Genomic DNA, 17,010 nt, shown 5'->3' with positions numbered 1-17,010 from the left:
GAGTAGAGGTCGGGGTCGACGAGCGGACCGTCCGGGAGTGCGGGCGCCCCTGCCCGTCCGCACGCCGCGCCCTCCTCCCCGCCACATCCCCCCTGCGGGGGAGGCCGATCCCCCGCGCACGGGATCCTTCCGCGCCGTCCGGCGGCTGTACTGCAGGCAGCCGACGTCAAGGGAAGGACACCCGATGCACCTCTGGACGAGACGACGCCTGCTGCTCTCGACCGCTTCGGCGGCCTCGACGGCCGCTCTCGCCGCGACGGCGTCCGCACCGGCCCACGCCCTGACCGGGAAGCCCTCCGTCCCCGACGACGCCATCGTGCGGCGTCTGGGCTCCCTGCCGGGTGTGCGGATCGTGGAGGAGCGGCCGAGCACCGAGCCGGGATACCGCTTCTTCGTGCTCGGGCTGCGCCAGCCGGTCGACCACACCGACCCCTCGGCCGGCACGTTCGAGCAGCGCCTCACCCTGCTCCACACGTCCACCGAGCGCCCCACCGTCCTGTTCACGACCGGGTACGAGGCCGCGCTCACCTCCCGCTTCACCGAACCGACCGTCCTCCTGGGCGGCAACCAACTCCAGGTCGAGCACCGCTACTTCGGCACCTCGCGCCCCAGTGCCCACGACTACTCCCACCTGACCGTCCGCCAGGCCGCCGACGACCACCACCGCGTCGTCCGCACCTTCCGACGGCTCTACCCCGGCGCGTGGATCTCCACCGGCGGCAGCAAAGGCGGCATGGCGAGCGTGTACCACCGCCGCTTCCACCCCCACGACGTGGACGGCACCGTGGCCTACGCGGCCCCGAACAACGTCGACGACCGCGACGACTCCGCCTACCTCCGCTTCCTGGAGACCGTGGGCACGGCCGCCGACCGCGAGGCGATCAGGACCGCCCAGCGCCGGCTCCTGCTGCACCGCGCGGAACTGGTCGCCCGCTACGAGGCCGCGACGACCGCCGCCGGGGACACCTTCCGCATCGTCGGCAGCGCCGACAAGGCGTTCGAGATCGCCGTGCTGCGCGCCCCCTTCATGTTCTGGCAGAACGGCGGCAGCGCGGCGGACCGCGCCGCCCTCCCCGGACCGGACGCCACCGCCGACCAGCTGTACACCTGGCTGGACGACACCGCGGGCCTGGCCCTCTACGCCGACGCGGTCGCCCGCGCGTACATCCCGTACTGGTACCAGCTCGCCACCGAGATGGGCTACCTCGACGTCCCCACCGCCCACCTGGCCGGCCTGCTGCGCCACCCGGGCGCCGTCGAACCGCGCACCTTCGTCCCCCGCGACATCCCCGTGCGCTTCGACCCGGACGTGATGCCGGACATCGACCGCTGGGTCCGCCGCAGCGGCACCCGTCTGCTGTTCGTCAACGGGACGCAGGACCCCTCGACCGCCGAGCCCTTCCTGCCCGGACGCCACGACTCCCGCGTCCTGTGGGTGCCCGGCGCCAACCACCACACCACCATCGCTGCCCTCCCCGCCGCGGACCGCGCCGAGGCCACCGCCATGCTCACCCGCTGGGCCGCCCGCACCTGAGCAGCGGTCCTCGCCCCGGTCACGCAGCCCTCGCAGAACCGCGCGACCGGGACGGGGCCGTGGGGCCGGTTGCTCGGCGAGGAAGGGGCCGGTTGCTCGGCCAGGAAGGCGAGCAGGGCGTCGGTGACCTCCTGGGCGTGGGTCCACAGCAGGCCGTGCGGGGCGCCATGTCATTCCCGCCGACTCCTGCCGCGACCGGCCGTTCCGGGGCGGCGAACCCCACCCCCGCCTGCGCCGTCGGCCGGATCCGCCCCGGTCACGCGCCTTCACGTAACCTCACGGCCTGTGAGGATCGCACGGTTGATACGAGGCCGGTCGCGGGAAGCGGCGGCCTTGGAACGTCTCCATCGGCTCTGGCGGGAGGACAAGTACGAGGAGGTCGAGGCCGGGGCCCGGGCGCTCGAGGCAGAAGCGGGGCGTCTGCGCAGGCGGGGCCGGGGGATCGCCGTGGCGTGGCACGCCAAGGCCCTGGCCACGGCGGCGGCCTGTGCCCACGGGCGCGGGGCGCAGGTGCTGGCCGAACTGGAATCCCTCACGGCGGAGCTGAGCGGGATGGCCGGGCCCGGGCGGGAGCTGCTGCTGATGATCCGGAACACCCACATGGTGGTCCTCAACGGTGAGGGACGCTACGGAGAGGCGGAGGCCGAAGGGCTGGAGGTACTGCGCGACCTGACCCGCCTCAAGCATCTGGTACCGGTGTGGGACATCGAGCTGAGCGTCCTGGCCAATCTGGTCGACGCCCTGTGCGGGCAGGCCCGCCACGAGGAGGCCGAGGCCGTCGCCCGGGGGAATCTGCCCCGAGCCGTAGGGAGCACGGTCGCCGCTCTGCACCACGGCCTGGTGTGCAGCCTGAACGGGCAGGGGCGGTACCACGAAGCGCTCACCGAGGCGCGCCGGATCACCCCACCCGGGGATCGGGGCCAGAGCGGGAGCCTGGGCATGGCCACGGCCGTCGCCCTCCACGGCCTGGGGCACCGGAGCGAGGCGGAAACGGCGGCCCGTGAGGCGCTGACCGACTGCGAGCGGTTCCTGCATCCGGACCACCCCCGCATCCAGGAGGCCCGCACCCTGCTGGCCCGCATCACGGCCGGCGACCCACCGCCGTCGACGGCCGAGGAGATCGCACGCGGCTGATCGTTCCGGAGCCGACCGGCCCGCCGACCCGAGATGCACCGTGCTCCGCCCGTACTCCCCCAGCCCGACGCACCACCGCCAGCCCGACGCACCACCGCGCCCGGGAGCAGGCGCGCCCGGAGAGTCCGTACGACGCGGCCGAGAACCCCTCCGGCCGGCTGCACCCACGGAGACTCGTACGCGACCGCGACCGCGACCGCGGCAGCGGCAGCGGCAGCGGCAGCGGCAGCGGGACGACGGGAGCACTCCGTCGGCCGCACGCCCGAGCTCCGAGGAACCTCGTGCCCGGGGACAGGGAGCGCCCCGGAACCGACGCGCGACGGCTTTCGTCTCCACGGGCAGGTGACGTCGGCTCCGGGGGGAGGCCACGTGGATCAGCCGTGGCTCACGATCACGCTCGTCACGGCCGCGGGCGCAATGGCCCTGGGCGTCAAGGTCCTGCGCCTCGCCCGACACCAGCGCCGGGCCCTGGGCCGCCTCGGCGTCCGGGGCGTGCGCACCCGGGGGGAGGTGGCCCGCGGCGCCCGCCGCGAGGGGGCCACGATCCATCCCCCGCAGGTCCGCTACCAGGCCCCACCCGTCGACCGCCCCGACGCCCCTCCCACGCAGACCTACCGCCGCGCTCCCCTCAACCACGAGTCACATCCCCTGTACCGAGGCGTCCCGGTCGTCCTGCGCTACGACCCGGGGGACCCGCGCCGGGTGGTGGTCGTCCACACGAAGGACGGGCGCCCGGGAAACGTCTCGTACTCGGCCACGGCCAACATGACCTGGGGTGTCTTCTTCTTACTGTTCGGGGTGGCGATGGGAGTGGGGGCGTTCCTGTAGGGGCCCGCGGGAAGTGCGTTCACCGTCCCGACCGCACACGGCAACGCGTTCCGTCGACCCGGCCGGACGGTTCGTCCCCTCACCGGTAGCCTGCGTCACCATGATGCGCGCCTGGACCCTGCCGATACTGCTCGCGCTCTGCGGATCGGCTCTCGCGACCGCGCTCGCCCTCGGCGGGAACTACGGCACCGCCGCGACCCTCCTGCTGGTGTTCGCGCTGCTCGCCTGCCTGAACTCGCCCCTGGCCTTCCCGAAACCGATTAGCGCGCTGGAGGCTCAACGCCGCAGCGCAGCCGACGGCCGGCCGGTCGTCTTCTGGCGGCCGGGCTGCACGTACTGCCTGCAACTGCGCATCCGGCTGGGCCGCAGCGCCCGCCAACTGCACTGGGTCGACATCTGGCGCGATCCGGCCGGAGCGGCAGCGGTGCGGGAGGCCAACGACGGCAACGAGACCGTACCGACCGTCGTCGTGGCGGGTCGCCCGCACACCAACCCCGACCCCTCATGGGTCCGCGAACAGCTCTCCTCTTCCACCTGACCGGGAACGGTGCCCTCTCTTCCGCAGACCTACCGCCGCGCCCCATCAACCACGCGTCGCACCCCTTGCACGCCGACGTCCCGGTCCTCCTGTGCTACGCCCCGGGGACCCGCACTGGATGGTGGCCCTGCACACGAAAGACGGACGAAAGGCCCCGTACTCAGCGGGCGCCGTCACTGCTGGCACACCTGCCCCCGTCATGCTCTCCGGCATGAAACAGATGGACACCCGTCTTCCCTCAGTGCGCAACACGCCTGTCCGATATACGCAAGGGAGTCCCCCTTCCGTCCGTGAGCCAGGCTGTCAACTCTCGGAAGATTTTGGACCAATCACCCCACCTCGCAGCCCAGCCACCCCTATGTCCGACCTTTGCAGTACGGTCACACGGAACGACCGACCCGAAGGGCCGTCACGCGCTGAGTAGGCCCAGACCTGTGTATACGAGGAAGCGCAATGCCCTACGAGCCCGGCACCGTCTGGCAGTACGAGGTCCCCACGACCGGCAGCACTCATCTGCCCCCGGACGCCGGCTACGGCAAGGCCCTGACCAACCAGGGCTACGGCTTCGAGGTCGCCATCGCCGACCTGATCGACAACTCCATCGACGCCGGTGCCGACAAGATCGTCGTGCACTTCCTGCGCGACGCCAAGCGCATCCTCACTCTCCTGGTCATCGACAACGGCAAGGGCATGGACGACGCGGGTCTGGACGCCGCCATGACGGTGGGGCGGCGCCGGGACTACGGTGAGAGCGCCCTCGGCATGTACGGCACGGGGCTGAAGGCCGCTTCGCTGTCCCATGCTTCATCACTGACCGTGGTCAGCCGTACCAAGCGCAGCCGTGCCACAGGGCGCCGTCTCACTGCAGAGGGAATCGAGGACGGCTTCCGCTGCGACACGGTCGACCCTCGCTACGCGCAGGAACTCGTGGACCGGTATGACGGCATCATCGAGTGGCAGGGCACGGTCGTGCGATGGGACCAGGTGCGGGCCTTCGAGACCGTGACGACCGGCCAGAGCGACCATTACCTGTCAAAGGCGATCGCACGTCTGGAAACTCATCTCGGCCTCTACCTGCACAGGTTCCTTCAGAACGGCCTGAAGCTCGACATCGCCGTATGGGATGTGAGCAGCGGCGAGGGCCGGCTCGGCGAGGAAGTGGACCACATCGCTGTCGAGGCGCTGGACCCCTTCGGCTACAAGGTGCCCGGGAAAGCGCGCTACCCCCGTACCTTCACGGCCCCCGTAGAAGGCCTGGGAGACGTACAACTGACCGCTCACATCTGGCCCGCCAAGTCGAAGCAGGCCGGGTTCCGCCAGATCGGATCTCTCGCCGACCGTCAGGGCTTCTACTTCTACCGCAACGACCGTCTCGTCCAAGCCGGCGGCTGGAACGGTCTTCGCAACCCTGAAGGACACCTCGCTCTGGCTCGCGTGGCCGTCGACCTTCCGTCCCATGAGAACAGCGTCCTGAGCCTTGACGTGAAGAAGGAGAGCGTCACCGTCACGCCTGCCTTCACGCTCGGCGTCGAGAAAGCTGTGGACGCTTCCGGAAACACCTTTCACGGGTACCTCAGCGACGCCGAGGCCACCTACCGGGAGGGCGCGAAGCGCACGGAGATCGTCCGCAAGCCCGTGACGCTCCCCGGTAAGGGGATAGACCCGAAGATCAAGCGGGTTGTCAAGGAGGAGCTGCCCGAGAAGCCGGGCGAGGAGCCCATCTCGTTCACCTGGGTCTCACTTCCCAGTGACAAGTTCTTCGACCTCGACCGCGAGAACAACGCCGTCCTCCTCAACAAGGCTTTCCGCAGCGACTTCAACGACGGCCGTCGCGGCGGAAGCAACGACGCCCCCGTCACGAAGACCCTGCTGTACTTGCTGCTCGAGGACTGCTTCGGTCTCGGGCGTTGGGAGCGTGGCCGCCAGGACCGAGTGGACTACTGGAACACCATCCTTCTGGCAGCGGCAGGTGCTCACCGCGACCGCCGTGTCCAGGCGACCGACTGATCCAGTACCGCTCCCGCTCCTGGCCCGCTCCGGCCCCTGACTGAGGACAAGAGATGACCAACACTTCGTCCGGTGTGCTCCTCGACATCCACACCTCCGCGCTGGCGGGGATGGGCAGCATGCCGCGCCACTTCGAACGTTGGGCAGCGCTCGCCGCGGATGATTCCTACCCGGACGCGGACCTGGGCGAGGAGTTGTTCCGCTCCCTTCTCATCAGTGGTGACGACGCACTGACCGCTCTGTGGGACCGTCACCTGACCGCCTGGGACTTCGCGGAGAACCCGCAATGGGGAGCGGACTCCCCGGCGCGCACCGACGAACGGCGCGCAGTGGTCTATGAACGGCTCCGGTTCGGAAGTGAACTGTGCAAGGCCCTGGACCAGGCCGTACCCGTGGCGAAGGTGCCCGGCGCGACGGTGATCACCCGGGAATTCACCCCGTGGTACACCCCTGAACGCGCGGCGGCCAGGTCCTTCTACTGGACGGCGTACGAGCGGAAGCTCCGCGACAAGGGCTGGTCCGAGGCCGCCATCGCCAGCCTCGACCAGGCGAGCCAGGCAGTCGTCGAGCGCCTCACCGACCCCGAACAGCCGACGGCCCGCCAGGCGAAGGGCCTGGTCGTCGGCTATGTCCAGTCCGGCAAAACGGCGAACTTCACCGGCGTGGCCGCCAAGGCCATTGATGCCGGATACCGTCTCGTCATCGTCCTGGGGGGCACCCTCAACCTGCTGCGCGCCCAGACCCAGAGACGCCTCGACATGGAGTTGATCGGCCAGGAGAACATCCTGCGGGGCGCGGATGTCACCGATGTGGACTCCCTGGTGGGGGTGGACTACGTGGGTGACGACGAGGGCTGGCCGGAGTTCGTCCAGCACGGCGGCCGTCCGTCCACGCTCGGTGCGTTCGACATCGAGCGCCTGACGACACGCGACAACGACTACAAGAGCCTGGCCCAGGGCATCCGGGCCCTGGAGTTCGAGAAGCGCGTCCCCACCCGCCCGTTGCACGATCCGGCGAACCTCCACCACGCCGCAGCACGGATCCTCGTGGTGAAGAAGAACAAGGCCGTCCTCACGAAGCTCGTCAAGGACCTCAAGCAGATCCACGGGATCCTGGGGGAACTGCCGGCTCTCATCATCGACGACGAGTCCGACCAGGCCTCCGTGAACACCTCGGACCCGAAGAAGTGGGAACGGGGAAGCACCGAGCGCACGGCCATCAACGGCTTGATATCCAAACTCCTGGGACTCCTCCCGCGAGCCCAGTACGTCGGCTACACCGCGACCCCCTTCGCCAATGTCTTCATCGATCCCGGTGACGACATGGACATCTTCCCCAGCGACTTCCTGATCTCCCTCCCTCGCCCGGCCGGCTACATGGGCGTCCAGGATTTCCACGACCTGAACTCGCCTGTCCCGGTGGAGGAGCGTACGTACGCCAACTCCCAGGAGAAGGCTCATGTGCGAGGAATCTACGACTCCACGGGAGACAGGCTCCAGGAAGCCATGGACGCCTTTGTCCTGTCTGGTGCTCTGAAGCTCTACCGGGCTGACCATGGCGTGCCTGACGCCAACTTCCGGCATCACACCATGCTCGCCCATGAGTCGGTACGTCAGGATGACCACGCCGATCTGGCGCTACGCATCAACTCCATGTGGCACCAGGCTGGTTACAGCTCCACAGCAGGACACGAGCGTCTCGCCGCACTATGGGAGGCGGATTTCGCACCGGTGAGCGCGGCTCACGCCAGCAACCTTCCCTCGCCGTCCACGTACAACGAGCTGCAACCGTACGTCAATCGCGCACGGCAGCGCATCGGTAGTGGAGGCCAGCCGGTCATCGTTGTGAACGGGGACACCGACCGCTATTTCGCCCAGCTCGACCTGGATTTCGACCGGACACCGAACGTCTGGAAGATCCTCGTGGGCGGTACGAAGCTTTCCCGTGGTTTCACTGTCGAGGGCCTGACCGTTACCTACTACCGCCGCACCACCCAGCAGGGTGACACGCTCATGCAGATGGGGCGCTGGTTCGGCTTCCGTTCCGGGTACCGGGACCTGGTCCGGCTGTACATCGGCCGGGAGGAGCCCTTCGGCCGTAGCAAATTTGTCGACCTCTACGAGGCTTACGAAGCCGTCTGCCGTGACGAGGAGACCTTCCGGGAACAGCTGGCCCAGTACGCCGTGATGGTGGACGGAGAACCCCAGGTCACCCCTGTGCAGATTCCACCTCTGGTGGCGCAGCACCTACCCTGGCTCAAGCCTTCGGCCCGCAACAAGATGTTCAACGCGGAACTCGTGGAGATTCGGTCCCCTGGTCGGCCCATCGAGCCCGCCTCCTACCCGCTGAACGGCACCGTGACCAAGCGCAACACCGAGCGCTGGCGACCACTGCTGAGAGCACTGGGCACGACCCCCGTGTCGTTCAGCAACCCTCCGGACAACTCGAGCACGCTCACGCGAACCTTTACAGCACTCACTGGAACCGTTACGCATGGTGAACTCATCAGCGTGCTGTCCGGACTCGAATGGGAGCGCCCCCGGTACTTCGATCCTCACCTGACCTATCTCCGCCAGCTTGACGGCACCCTTGCGCAGGTCGATGACTGGCTGCTCATCTCGCCCCGGCTCGCCTCGGACAACCGCGTCGATGCCAGTGTCCTCGGCTCGGCCCCGTTGTCCCTGGTCCGACGGAGCATCCAGGAAGGCAAGAGTTCCTTCGGCCGTATCGCTAGCGTCGAGCACCGCACCGCAGCGCAACGGCTCATCGACAAAACCGCCGCTGGAACAGGTACGGAGATCGGCTCCAGAACCGGAGTCGCACTGGTCTACCCAGTAGTGGAGGGAAGCAGCCCTGACAGCGTCCGGGCAGTCGTCCGTAACGGTGTCGCAGACCCGTCAAAGATCGTGATGGCCTTCACTCTCATCCCGCCGAGGTCAGCCACCAGCGCAGACCGCCGCTTGGTGCGCTTCCGTGCCAAGGATTCACGTCACTGGAACGAGGCCACTATCCCGGCTAGCTGATTTCTTGAGGGAGACCGCGCTTTGCTGCCCATTGATATCCATGCCGCACAAAACATCGCGTTACCCCAGGAAGTCAGGCAGGATGCCGAACTCCTGATGGTATACGCAGAACTGAAGAACCTTGACCCCCAGGGGGAACGGTTTGCGACCGTACTACGGGGCACCATTGACCAGCTCCTAAATGGTGAAGTTACAGGCCGCTACGACTGGAAAACCCTGTACAAAACAGAAAGGACCCACGCCGGAACTCTCGTCGAGATCAATCTGCAACGTGAGTTCAAATTCGCTGATGGCCTCACGATGGACTACCGAATCGCAGGCGTCGAAGTGGACTGTAAGTATTCACAAAAGTTCGGCGGCTGGATGATCCCTCCCGAGGCCCGGGGCCACATATGCATGCTCGTTTGGGCAGATGACTACAAGAGCCAGTGGAGCGCCGGGCTTTTTCGAGTTCGCGAAGATTGGCTGAACCGAGGAAGCAACCGCGACGCAAAGCTCACCATAAAAGCCGAGCATCGCAAAAAGATCATGTGGCTGTGGGAAGGGAAACTCGCAGAAAATATTCTGCTACACATGAATCGATCCGACCGCATGGCGGTTTACGCCTTCAATTCGGGACAGCAGCGTCTCAATGAACTCTTCCGGCGAGTTCAGAAGCGCCGCATAGGGCGGAATGCGGTTCGTACAGTCGCACAACAGAAGGACTACATGAAGCGCGTCCGCGGCAACGGCGGATCACGCTCAGCCCTCAGGCCTGAAGGAATCCTGATCATGGGCGACTATGAAAGCCACCGTACGGTCGCTGAACAGCTCGGCCTTCCTATTCCTCGCGAAGGGGAGTTCGTAAGTGCTCGGGTCGCAAGGCGCCAACCTCACCATCAGGGGGCGCGACAGGTTCTCCTGGACGGGCAGGCCTGGGTGCTCGCCACCTCTGCTGACCTCCCCGAGAGAGCCCCTTCACTCCCGTCTCATACCAGATAGGTGCAGCTGGACATGAGTGCCCCGTTCGCCACCCAACTTCTCGGCTGGAAAAAGCTCAAAAAGTCGGGAAACCTAGTACCTAACAGTGCCGACAGCGACAGCAATACTTCAAAAGCGCTGGCCGGGAGCATTCTAAATTTTCTTGGCGTCACAGCCGATATGCTCCTCCCAGACACCCCAGAAAATTTGGGCCCTGCTTTGGAGCGGGCAGTCAGCATCGATTTGACTGATTCTCTCCCCAAGGCCGACCCTTCTCGTCTCTGGCACGTTGACCACAGGAAGGTCATCTCGGACTTTTCCCAGTACTCCCACCTCCGTAGGGTCGCGGACGCCGTAAAGGCTAATCCAACCCTCCGCACAGATCTGGGAGTTGACTATCTCATTCAACCTGATGTCACCGTTGGAATTTCCCAGAAGCTGACTGCGGAGGATCTCAGGCCCTTCCTGCACGCAGCCGTATCCTGTAAGTGGACGATCCGCTCTGACCGTGTACAGAACATCCGGCATGAATTTCTGCAGATGATCCGTCACAGACGAGGCCGTCTTCCGCACCTGGTGACAGTGACTGCTGAACCCATGCCAAGCAGGATTGCTGCCATCGCGCGAGGCACTGGTGAGGTCGATGCCGTCTATCACATCGCTTTCGATGCACTGCGAGAAGCGGTAGCTGCGGTGGGCGGCAGGCAGCAGCAGGAGGACCTAGCAGAGTGCATCGACCAAGGACGCCTCCGCCCCTACGAGGAACTCGCCTCGACTCTGGCGACCTGGTAAGTATCGAACTGCTATGGACACTCCACCGCATGCCTCTTCTGACCCTGAGGACGACTGGTCACCACCGGCCGGCTCGTGGGCATCGTCTGCCGCGCGTCGCCGGAACATGCAGGCGATCCGCAACCGGGACACAAAGCCGGAATGGCTGATCCGGAGGCTTGTACACGCAAAGGGCCTGCGCTATCGAGTCGCTGCCAAGCCGCTACCTGGTCTGCGCCGCACTGCGGACATGGTCTTCCGTCCTGTAAAAGTCGCCGTGTTCATTGACGGCTGTTACTGGCACGGTTGCCCGGAGCACTACGTTCCCCCGAAAACCAACCCTGGTTACTGGTCAGAAAAAGTGGCCAGAAACATGGCCCGCGACCGGGACACTGACCAGCGACTCGAAGAAGCCGGCTGGACAGTGCTCCGGTTCTGGGAGCATGAGCCGTCAGCGGACTGCGCCGCACGGATCGCAACTGAGGTCGAGAAGCGCCGCGCCGTCCGTCACGAAATACAGGAGAAAAGCTGATCAGCCGTTCTCCCGATCACGCTCTCGCGCTGCTCTCAGTACTTCGATGATCGACTCTCCCACTGCCTTGGCCACAGGCGGTGGGAAAGCATTTCCCACCTGCCGGTACTGCGCGGTTTTCCCACCGGAGAATTCCCACTCCGCCGGGAAGCCTTGAACGATCGCAGCTTGCTGAACAGTGAGCATCGGCCCGTCCGGACCAAAGAGGTCCCGCTCTTCGGTGCCCTTCAGCTTGCACGTCGCGATGTCATTAGCCACACCCAGCCCGGAGACGCCCAGCAACTTCCAGGCGGCTTTTGCACGGCTCGGCCCTAGATCTGCGCCACCATGCTTCTTTGATCCTCCGACAAGCGTCGGCGCGATACCGCCGCCCCTGCCCTTGAGTTCCGCGTCCCGTTCACGGGCCTTGTTGAACCAACGCTCATAGGCCTGCCTTGCGCGGTCAGCGTGTACGCCCTCAAAGTACGGTGCGTAGCGCTCGTACATAGACGACTGCAGACGTTCGGCGACACTGACAGGCTCCTCATGGGTTGCTGTCGGCCACTCGTACTTGAGGTCTTCGATCACGTCCTTACGGAACGCGACCAGGATGGCACGCGGGCGAAGCTGAGGGACACCGAAGTCACTGGCTTCCAGGATGTCCCACTTACACACGGTGTAGCCGAGACCTGGGTCCGACATCATCTGACCGTCCACGGCTCGATAGGAGCCGCCCTGCAGCCTCGCCTTGATCCAGTCGCGATAGTCCGAGAACTTGGGATCCATGATGCCGCGGACGTTTTCAATCATTACCGCGCGGGGTTTCAGCTGTTCCACAAGGTCCAGCATGCGCGGGAAGAGGTCGCGCTCGTCGTCCCGGCCGAGCTGCTTGCCAGCATGCGAGAACGGAGGGCAGGGCACACCGCCTGCGAGAAGATCCAGTCCACGCTCTTGAAGCAGCTTGCTGCTCTTTTTGAGGTCCCTGTCAGGGTCGAACTGCTTGACGTCCATGGGCGGAAGGAGGTCGCAGTGCGTTCTCTCCCAGACCCACGATCCTCGCTCCCTGATGTTCTTTTCAAGCGTGGCAACCGCATAGGCATCGATCTCCACCAGAGCAAGGTGGCCAAAGCCAGCCTGATGGAGACCGATCGCCTGCCCTCCGGCTCCGGCGCAGATCTCGATTGAGGTGTACTCAGGCTCCCTGAGCCCTTCAGCAGCGAGTCCAGGTTCATTCATGCGGGTCATGCCCCCTCCGTACAGCCGTGCAGCGGCAGGTACATCTTGCACTCCACCATCACTGAGGGTGACAGACCCCACTGACAACGCGACCCGACCTAGTGTGCAGCACGCCCCACCCTCCACTGAACACACCCTCCGTCACGCCGAACACTCATACGATATTGCCCATGCGGAGCCCTGTGTGGACTGAGGATGAGCTTGTACTGGCCGGCGCGCTGGTCGTGAAGAACGGGTGGCGGGAACTGAGGACCGGTGACCGGGAAGTGCAGGAGCTCTCCGAACTGCTGCGCTCGTTGCCCCTGCACACCCCGGAAGCCCGGGCTCTTCCTGAGTTCCGGTCGCCGGACAGCGTGAGCCGCAAGACGACAGACTTCGCCACGAACTACGGTCCTTACCAAGGGGCCCGCACTCGATGCGGTCAGCCGACGCTTCGGATGATCGAAGCTTTCACTCAGCGCGAGCCTGAGATGCTCCAGGCCGCCCGAGCCATCGAAGAAGGCATCAGCTCGGGTGAGCTGCAGCTCCTCCCCCAGCAGCCTGACGAACTCGACGACGACGGGTTCACCGCTGTTGAAGGACGGCTCCTCGTCCGCCGGGCGCTCGCCCGGGAGCGGGACCCGAAACTCCGGAAACTCAAGATTCAGAGAGCCAGGCAAAGCGGCCAGCCACTCCGGTGTGAGGTCTGCCACTTCGACTTCGCCCGCTTCTACGGAGATCTCGGCGACGGATACATCGAAGTGCACCACGTCACTCCTCTCCACGTCTCCGGGATGCGAAAAACCGGCCTGGACGACCTTGCCTGCCTCTGCGCCAACTGTCACCGCATGTGCCACAGGACTCGTCCCGGAGAATCCTGGCGTACGCCGGCTGATCTCCGGGACCTGATACGGGACTCCGCTGGGGCAGCCGTTCACTAAGCAGCGTCCATCTCCGCCTCGTAGTGCATCTGGGCCCGGTCCAGCACGTCATCCGGGTCCAGGCCTCGCGCGGAGGTCCAGTGCAACAAGTCGGCGATCAGTTCGATCGCCGACTCCTCCAAGGCCGCCTCGCGCCGCCGCCCTTCCAGAACGGCACCGCCGTGTCCCTGGTAGCCCTCCAACGCTTCAACAGCACGCTCCACTCGGCGGCACGCAACCTCTGGGCCCAGCTCGATCTCGCACCAGACCGCCTTGCCGAGCGCTGTGACAACGACCCCCCAGTCCACTGCCATGGCCGCGATCAAGTGCAGGCCGCGGCCGCACTCCGCGTCGCAGGCGGCACCACGCGGGGAGGGGAGCGTGCGGCTCTTGTCGTGCATCTCGACGCGCAGCCGCTCGCGCTTCCACTCCAGGATCAGCGTCGCCAGCGTGCCCTCACCCACGTGCTTGATGACATTCGTCGCCAGTTCCGTGACGAGGAGCCCCGTCTCATCGCCTGCTGTCGGCACACCCCACTGGTCCAGCTGCGCGGCGGCAGCCCTCCGCAGCAGTCGTACCTCTGCCGGCAGCGCCGCAAAAGGCAGGGCACAGCGGTGCTGGCGGTCCCTGGTGTCGATAGCGGGCATGAGCATTCCTCCCTCCCGAGCCACGCGCATGCTGCGCCTGCCGTGTCCGTACGGCTGCATTGCGTAGCGGTCTGTACGTGAGAATGGCATAGAGAACTCTCACTGTGTAACTTCTCATGAACCTCTATCGAGTGAATTCCGTAGTGAGCTGGCTGTAGCGCTGCCTAGCCTGTTCAGGCCCCGAGCAGCTGCCTGGGGCTATGCGCAGAGGAGCCCCATGTCCGTAAGGACCACCACACGCCGCCGCCAACTGGGCGCGATGCTGCGCAAGTTGCGCGCTCGCAAGGGGATGACCCTGGAGGAAGCCGGGCAGCTGGTCGGCGTATCGAAGGCGACGGTCAGCCGGTATGAGACTCAGGCGGGTCCGGTGAAGTGGATCGTCGTCGACGCGCTGTGCCGCGAGTACGGAGCAACGGACGCCGAGCGGGAGGCCGTCGTAAGGCTGGCCAAGGACGCCAAGCAGCAGGGCTGGTGGAGTTCGTTCGCCGACTCCATCCCGGAGAGCATGAACCTGCTGCTCACACTGGAGGACGAGGCCGTACGCGAGGACCACTTCTCCTGTGTCTACGTCCCTGGTCTCCTCCAGACCCGCGCCTACAGCACCGCTCTGCAGAAGGCGAACGAGATCCCCCTGGAGCCGGCCGAGATCGAACGGCTGGTGGACATCCGCATGAAGCGGCAGGAGATCCTCACCCGGTCGAAGCCGTTCCGGCTGTGGGCCATCCTCGACGAGTCCGTGATCCGCCGGGTCGTGGGCTCGCCAGAGACCATGAAGGAGCAACTCGGGCGTCTCCTCGAAGTAAACGAGTCACCGCACGTCACACTGCAAGTGCTGCCGTTCTCGAACGGAGCCCATGGTGCTGCTCTCGGCAGCTTCGTGATCATCGGCGGTACGGAGTCAGCCCTTGACGTGGTCTACGTGGACTTCCACACCGGCTCCCTCTTCCTGGAGAAGGACGAGGAGCTGGAGCGATACAGACTTGCGTTCGAGTACCTTCGCGCACAAGCGTTGGGCATGGAGGCTTCCTCCGCCCTGATTCATCGTGCGCGCAAGGAGCTGTAGATGCCCGCCCGTTCCCCCGCCCCTCATGAGCTCGCATGGTTCAAGTCGTCTCACAGCGGCGCGAACACAACCGAGTGTGTGGAGTGCGCACATGTCACGTACGGCGTGCTCATACGTGACTCCAAAGACGCGGACGGCTCTGTCGTCTCTGTCGGCACCAGTGCATGGGGGTGTTTTGTAAACGGGTTGCGCCAGCACCAGTCAGCCTTGCCTGTATGACTGCCTATGGAGTGAGGCACCACGCCTGGAAGTCCTTCGTCCAAGCCCTCAAGGGCGATCACTGGTCACCCTGACGTGCCGGACCGCGCCCTCGGTGCCGCCCCCCTACTCCGACATCCGCTCCGCGTCTTCCGGAATCCACGGAAAAGGCACGTCGGGCCATCGCACGGAGGCCCACGCGTCGAGGTCGACGGTGAGGACGGCGTCGATGAAGGCCTGCGGTGGGCGGTAGCCGTGGGCGGTGATGTAGTGCGTGATGAGGAACGGGGCGGCATAGGCGATCCCGGGCTCGCCCGGGATCCGCACCTCCCCGTTCCCCTCCGGGGCCTCGCCCTCAGGGCACAGGTCGCACTCGTGCGTCCCCAGACAGACGTTCATCCACTGGACCCGCTGAACAGCCTTCAGCTTCTCCACGAACGCCGCGGGCACCGTCCCCGTCGCGTACGGCTTGCCGGCCTCCAGCCACCCGACGTTCAGACGGGCGTACGCCGGGCGGTACCAGAGCCCGTGGAAGCCCGACGCGCTGTCCGTGAACGTGTCGTCGTCCTGGTAGTCGTACTCGCTGAGATCCTCGTAGAACACCCGCACATCGTCGCCCCACCGCTCGGTCCCATGGGTCCGGCAGAGTCCGACGGGCTCGTCGGCGCGGTGGAAGAAGACGCGTCAGCAGTGGTCGCCGTGGCGGCCGAGGGTCTCCACGGGGGTCGCGCCGGGGCGGGTCCACTGCGGGACGGGGCGGCTGGTCGGGCCCCAGGTGGGGTTCCCGTCCGCGTCCGTGCGCCAGTACCAGCACGGCTGGTCCCCCTCGGGCCACCCCTCGGGGGTGTCCTCCCACGCCTCGCCTCGGCCGTAGGGCGTCATGTCGAGCAGGCCGAAGGAGCTGTTGGCCGGCTCGATGCCGCGACCCGTCGTGGAGTAGGTGAGGAACGCGCGGTCGCCGTCGCGCAGGAAGCAGGCGAGGTACCCCATCTCCCCGCGATCGGCTCGTCCAGGTCGCGCACCGAGTACCAGGGCTGGGTGTAGCCCATGAACTCGGTGTAGGAGGCCACCTCGTCCCACCGGCCCGTGGTCAGGACGGCGAACGAGACGCCGCGGGCGTTGAGGTAGACGGCGTCCCTCAGGTGCCAGGCCGCGGTGGTGCAGCCCTCGCACTGCCCCTGGTGCGGCGCGCCGTCGTACCACATGTGCTTGTAGACCACGAGCTCGTCGCGGCCCTGGAACAGGTCCAGGAACGGGACCGGGCCGTCGGGTCCGACGACCTCGACCGTCCCGTCGAACTCCACCATCGGCAGCCGGCGGCGGGCCGCGGCGAGAGCGTCGCCCTCGCGGGTGTGGGCCTTCTCTCGGACCAGGAGCTCGTCCCGGGCGGCCTGCCAGGTGGCCGGGTCGACGACAGGCGGGCGGCCGGGCAGCGTGGCGGCCGGGTCACTCGGTGTGGTCTTCATGGTGTCCTCCGTGGTGCCTCGTGCCGGGCGGCGTCACACGACGCCCCGCGGCGGTCACCAGGGCAGACTCCTGACGCGGTCGGAACTCATCGTGGCAGGGAGTGCCCCCGGCCGAGCCTGCACGGACCACGTCGGGCTGGAGGCTGCAGGGAGCGCACCCGCCCTACGGAGAGCCCGGGCGGGTGCGCTCCCTGC

15 protein-coding genes and 1 pseudogene are annotated in these 17,010 nt (G+C 66.4%); 12 read left to right on the top strand and 4 right to left on the bottom strand.

What is annotated here, in order from left to right; genetic code table 11:
* Positions 1 to 184 precede the first annotated feature (184 nt).
* The 9 genes from B7L92_RS33345 to B7L92_RS33305 all read left to right on the top strand — a co-directional run bounded on the left by B7L92_RS33345 (position 185) and on the right by B7L92_RS33305 (position 11,327).
* The gene (locus tag B7L92_RS33345; RefSeq protein WP_081241007.1) at positions 185 to 1,534 is read left to right on the top strand and encodes a S28 family serine protease; all 1,350 of its coding nucleotides are present in this window, start codon (positions 185 to 187) and stop codon (positions 1,532 to 1,534) included.
* Positions 1,535 to 1,867: 333 nt separating this feature from the next.
* Positions 1,868 to 2,668, top strand: a complete 801-nt coding sequence (locus B7L92_RS33340) for a tetratricopeptide repeat protein (protein ID WP_081241006.1) — start codon at positions 1,868 to 1,870, stop codon at positions 2,666 to 2,668.
* A gap of 369 nt (positions 2,669 to 3,037) precedes the next feature.
* Positions 3,038 to 3,496: a DUF3592 domain-containing protein gene (locus tag B7L92_RS33335; RefSeq protein ID WP_081241005.1), complete on the top strand. Its 459-nt coding sequence runs from the start codon at positions 3,038 to 3,040 to the stop codon at positions 3,494 to 3,496.
* Positions 3,497 to 3,596: 100 nt separating this feature from the next.
* Positions 3,597 to 4,034 carry a glutaredoxin domain-containing protein gene (locus B7L92_RS33330; RefSeq protein WP_081241004.1) on the top strand — a complete coding sequence of 146 codons (438 nt, stop codon included), beginning with the start codon at positions 3,597 to 3,599 and terminating at the stop codon, positions 4,032 to 4,034.
* 453 nt (positions 4,035 to 4,487) lie between these two features.
* Positions 4,488 to 6,041 (top strand): ATP-binding protein, encoded by a 1,554-nt coding sequence (locus tag B7L92_RS33325; protein ID WP_081241003.1) that lies wholly within the window; start codon positions 4,488 to 4,490, stop codon positions 6,039 to 6,041.
* A gap of 53 nt (positions 6,042 to 6,094) precedes the next feature.
* Positions 6,095 to 9,064: a Z1 domain-containing protein gene (locus tag B7L92_RS33320; RefSeq protein WP_081241002.1), complete on the top strand. Its 2,970-nt coding sequence runs from the start codon at positions 6,095 to 6,097 to the stop codon at positions 9,062 to 9,064.
* A 21-nt stretch (positions 9,065 to 9,085) separates the two neighbouring features.
* The gene (locus B7L92_RS33315) at positions 9,086 to 10,045 is read left to right on the top strand and encodes a NaeI family type II restriction endonuclease (RefSeq protein WP_081241001.1); all 960 of its coding nucleotides are present in this window, start codon (positions 9,086 to 9,088) and stop codon (positions 10,043 to 10,045) included.
* Positions 10,046 to 10,816 (top strand): NgoMIV family type II restriction endonuclease, encoded by a 771-nt coding sequence (locus B7L92_RS33310; protein ID WP_218030491.1) that lies wholly within the window; start codon positions 10,046 to 10,048, stop codon positions 10,814 to 10,816.
* Positions 10,817 to 10,829: 13 nt separating this feature from the next.
* Positions 10,830 to 11,327, top strand: coding sequence for a very short patch repair endonuclease (locus tag B7L92_RS33305; RefSeq protein ID WP_081241000.1), 498 nt, complete (start codon positions 10,830 to 10,832; stop codon positions 11,325 to 11,327).
* On the opposite strand, the gene B7L92_RS33300 is transcribed toward B7L92_RS33305, so the two are convergent.
* Entirely contained in the window at positions 11,328 to 12,551 is a 1,224-nt protein-coding gene (locus B7L92_RS33300; RefSeq protein ID WP_081240999.1) for a DNA cytosine methyltransferase, read from the bottom strand.
* A gap of 161 nt (positions 12,552 to 12,712) precedes the next feature.
* Here B7L92_RS33300 and B7L92_RS33295 point away from each other — a divergent pair, with 161 nt between their 5' ends.
* Positions 12,713 to 13,462, top strand: a complete 750-nt coding sequence (locus B7L92_RS33295; protein WP_081240998.1) for an HNH endonuclease — start codon at positions 12,713 to 12,715, stop codon at positions 13,460 to 13,462.
* Here B7L92_RS33295 and B7L92_RS33290 read toward each other — a convergent pair.
* A complete protein-coding gene (locus B7L92_RS33290; protein WP_081241009.1) occupies positions 13,459 to 14,088 on the bottom strand; it encodes an ATP-binding protein in 630 nt (209 codons plus the stop codon). The two genes, B7L92_RS33295 and B7L92_RS33290, sit on opposite strands and share 4 nt — an antisense overlap.
* A gap of 217 nt (positions 14,089 to 14,305) precedes the next feature.
* Here B7L92_RS33290 and B7L92_RS33285 point away from each other — a divergent pair, with 217 nt between their 5' ends.
* Both B7L92_RS33285 and B7L92_RS33280 read left to right on the top strand, forming a co-directional pair.
* Positions 14,306 to 15,151, top strand: a complete 846-nt coding sequence (locus B7L92_RS33285) for a helix-turn-helix domain-containing protein (RefSeq protein ID WP_081240997.1) — start codon at positions 14,306 to 14,308, stop codon at positions 15,149 to 15,151.
* On the top strand, positions 15,152 to 15,370 hold the full coding sequence (locus B7L92_RS33280) for a DUF397 domain-containing protein (protein ID WP_081240996.1): 219 nt from the start codon (positions 15,152 to 15,154) through the stop codon (positions 15,368 to 15,370).
* A 105-nt stretch (positions 15,371 to 15,475) separates the two neighbouring features.
* Here the strand turns inward: B7L92_RS33280 and B7L92_RS33275 are convergent, their stop codons facing one another.
* Together B7L92_RS33275 and B7L92_RS33270 are read right to left on the bottom strand one after the other, a co-directional pair.
* Positions 15,476 to 15,952: a DUF7919 family protein gene (locus B7L92_RS33275; protein WP_081241008.1), complete on the bottom strand. Its 477-nt coding sequence runs from the start codon at positions 15,950 to 15,952 to the stop codon at positions 15,476 to 15,478.
* Between the two features lie 81 nt (positions 15,953 to 16,033).
* Positions 16,034 to 16,815: pseudogene (locus tag B7L92_RS33270) on the bottom strand (DUF899 domain-containing protein).
* Between the last annotated feature and the right edge of the window lie 195 nt (positions 16,816 to 17,010).

The sequence above is a fragment of the Streptomyces viridosporus genome (assembly GCF_002078235.1).
GTDB classification, from domain to species: domain Bacteria; phylum Actinomycetota; class Actinomycetes; order Streptomycetales; family Streptomycetaceae; genus Streptomyces; species Streptomyces viridosporus.
The sequence above is the reverse complement of the archived record's forward strand: the minus strand, read 5'-3'. Positions and strand labels throughout refer to the sequence as shown.

Bases quoted from the DNA above. Each gene is read 5' to 3' on its own strand.
- B7L92_RS33345 (WP_081241007.1), top strand. From the start codon at position 185: ATGCACCTCTGGACGAGACGACGCCTGCTGCTCTCGACCGCTTCGGCG.
- B7L92_RS33325 (WP_081241003.1), top strand. From the start codon at position 4,488: ATGCCCTACGAGCCCGGCACCGTCTGGCAGTACGAGGTCCCCACGACC.
- B7L92_RS33305 (WP_081241000.1), top strand. From the start codon at position 10,830: ATGGACACTCCACCGCATGCCTCTTCTGACCCTGAGGACGACTGGTCA.
- B7L92_RS33295 (WP_081240998.1), top strand. From the start codon at position 12,713: ATGCGGAGCCCTGTGTGGACTGAGGATGAGCTTGTACTGGCCGGCGCG.
- B7L92_RS33300 (WP_081240999.1), bottom strand. From the start codon at position 12,551: ATGACCCGCATGAATGAACCTGGACTCGCTGCTGAAGGGCTCAGGGAG.
- B7L92_RS33330 (WP_081241004.1), top strand. From the start codon at position 3,597: ATGATGCGCGCCTGGACCCTGCCGATACTGCTCGCGCTCTGCGGATCG.
- B7L92_RS33285 (WP_081240997.1), top strand. From the start codon at position 14,306: ATGTCCGTAAGGACCACCACACGCCGCCGCCAACTGGGCGCGATGCTG.
- B7L92_RS33280 (WP_081240996.1), top strand. From the start codon at position 15,152: ATGCCCGCCCGTTCCCCCGCCCCTCATGAGCTCGCATGGTTCAAGTCG.
- B7L92_RS33290 (WP_081241009.1), bottom strand. From the start codon at position 14,088: ATGCCCGCTATCGACACCAGGGACCGCCAGCACCGCTGTGCCCTGCCT.
- B7L92_RS33320 (WP_081241002.1), top strand. From the start codon at position 6,095: ATGACCAACACTTCGTCCGGTGTGCTCCTCGACATCCACACCTCCGCG.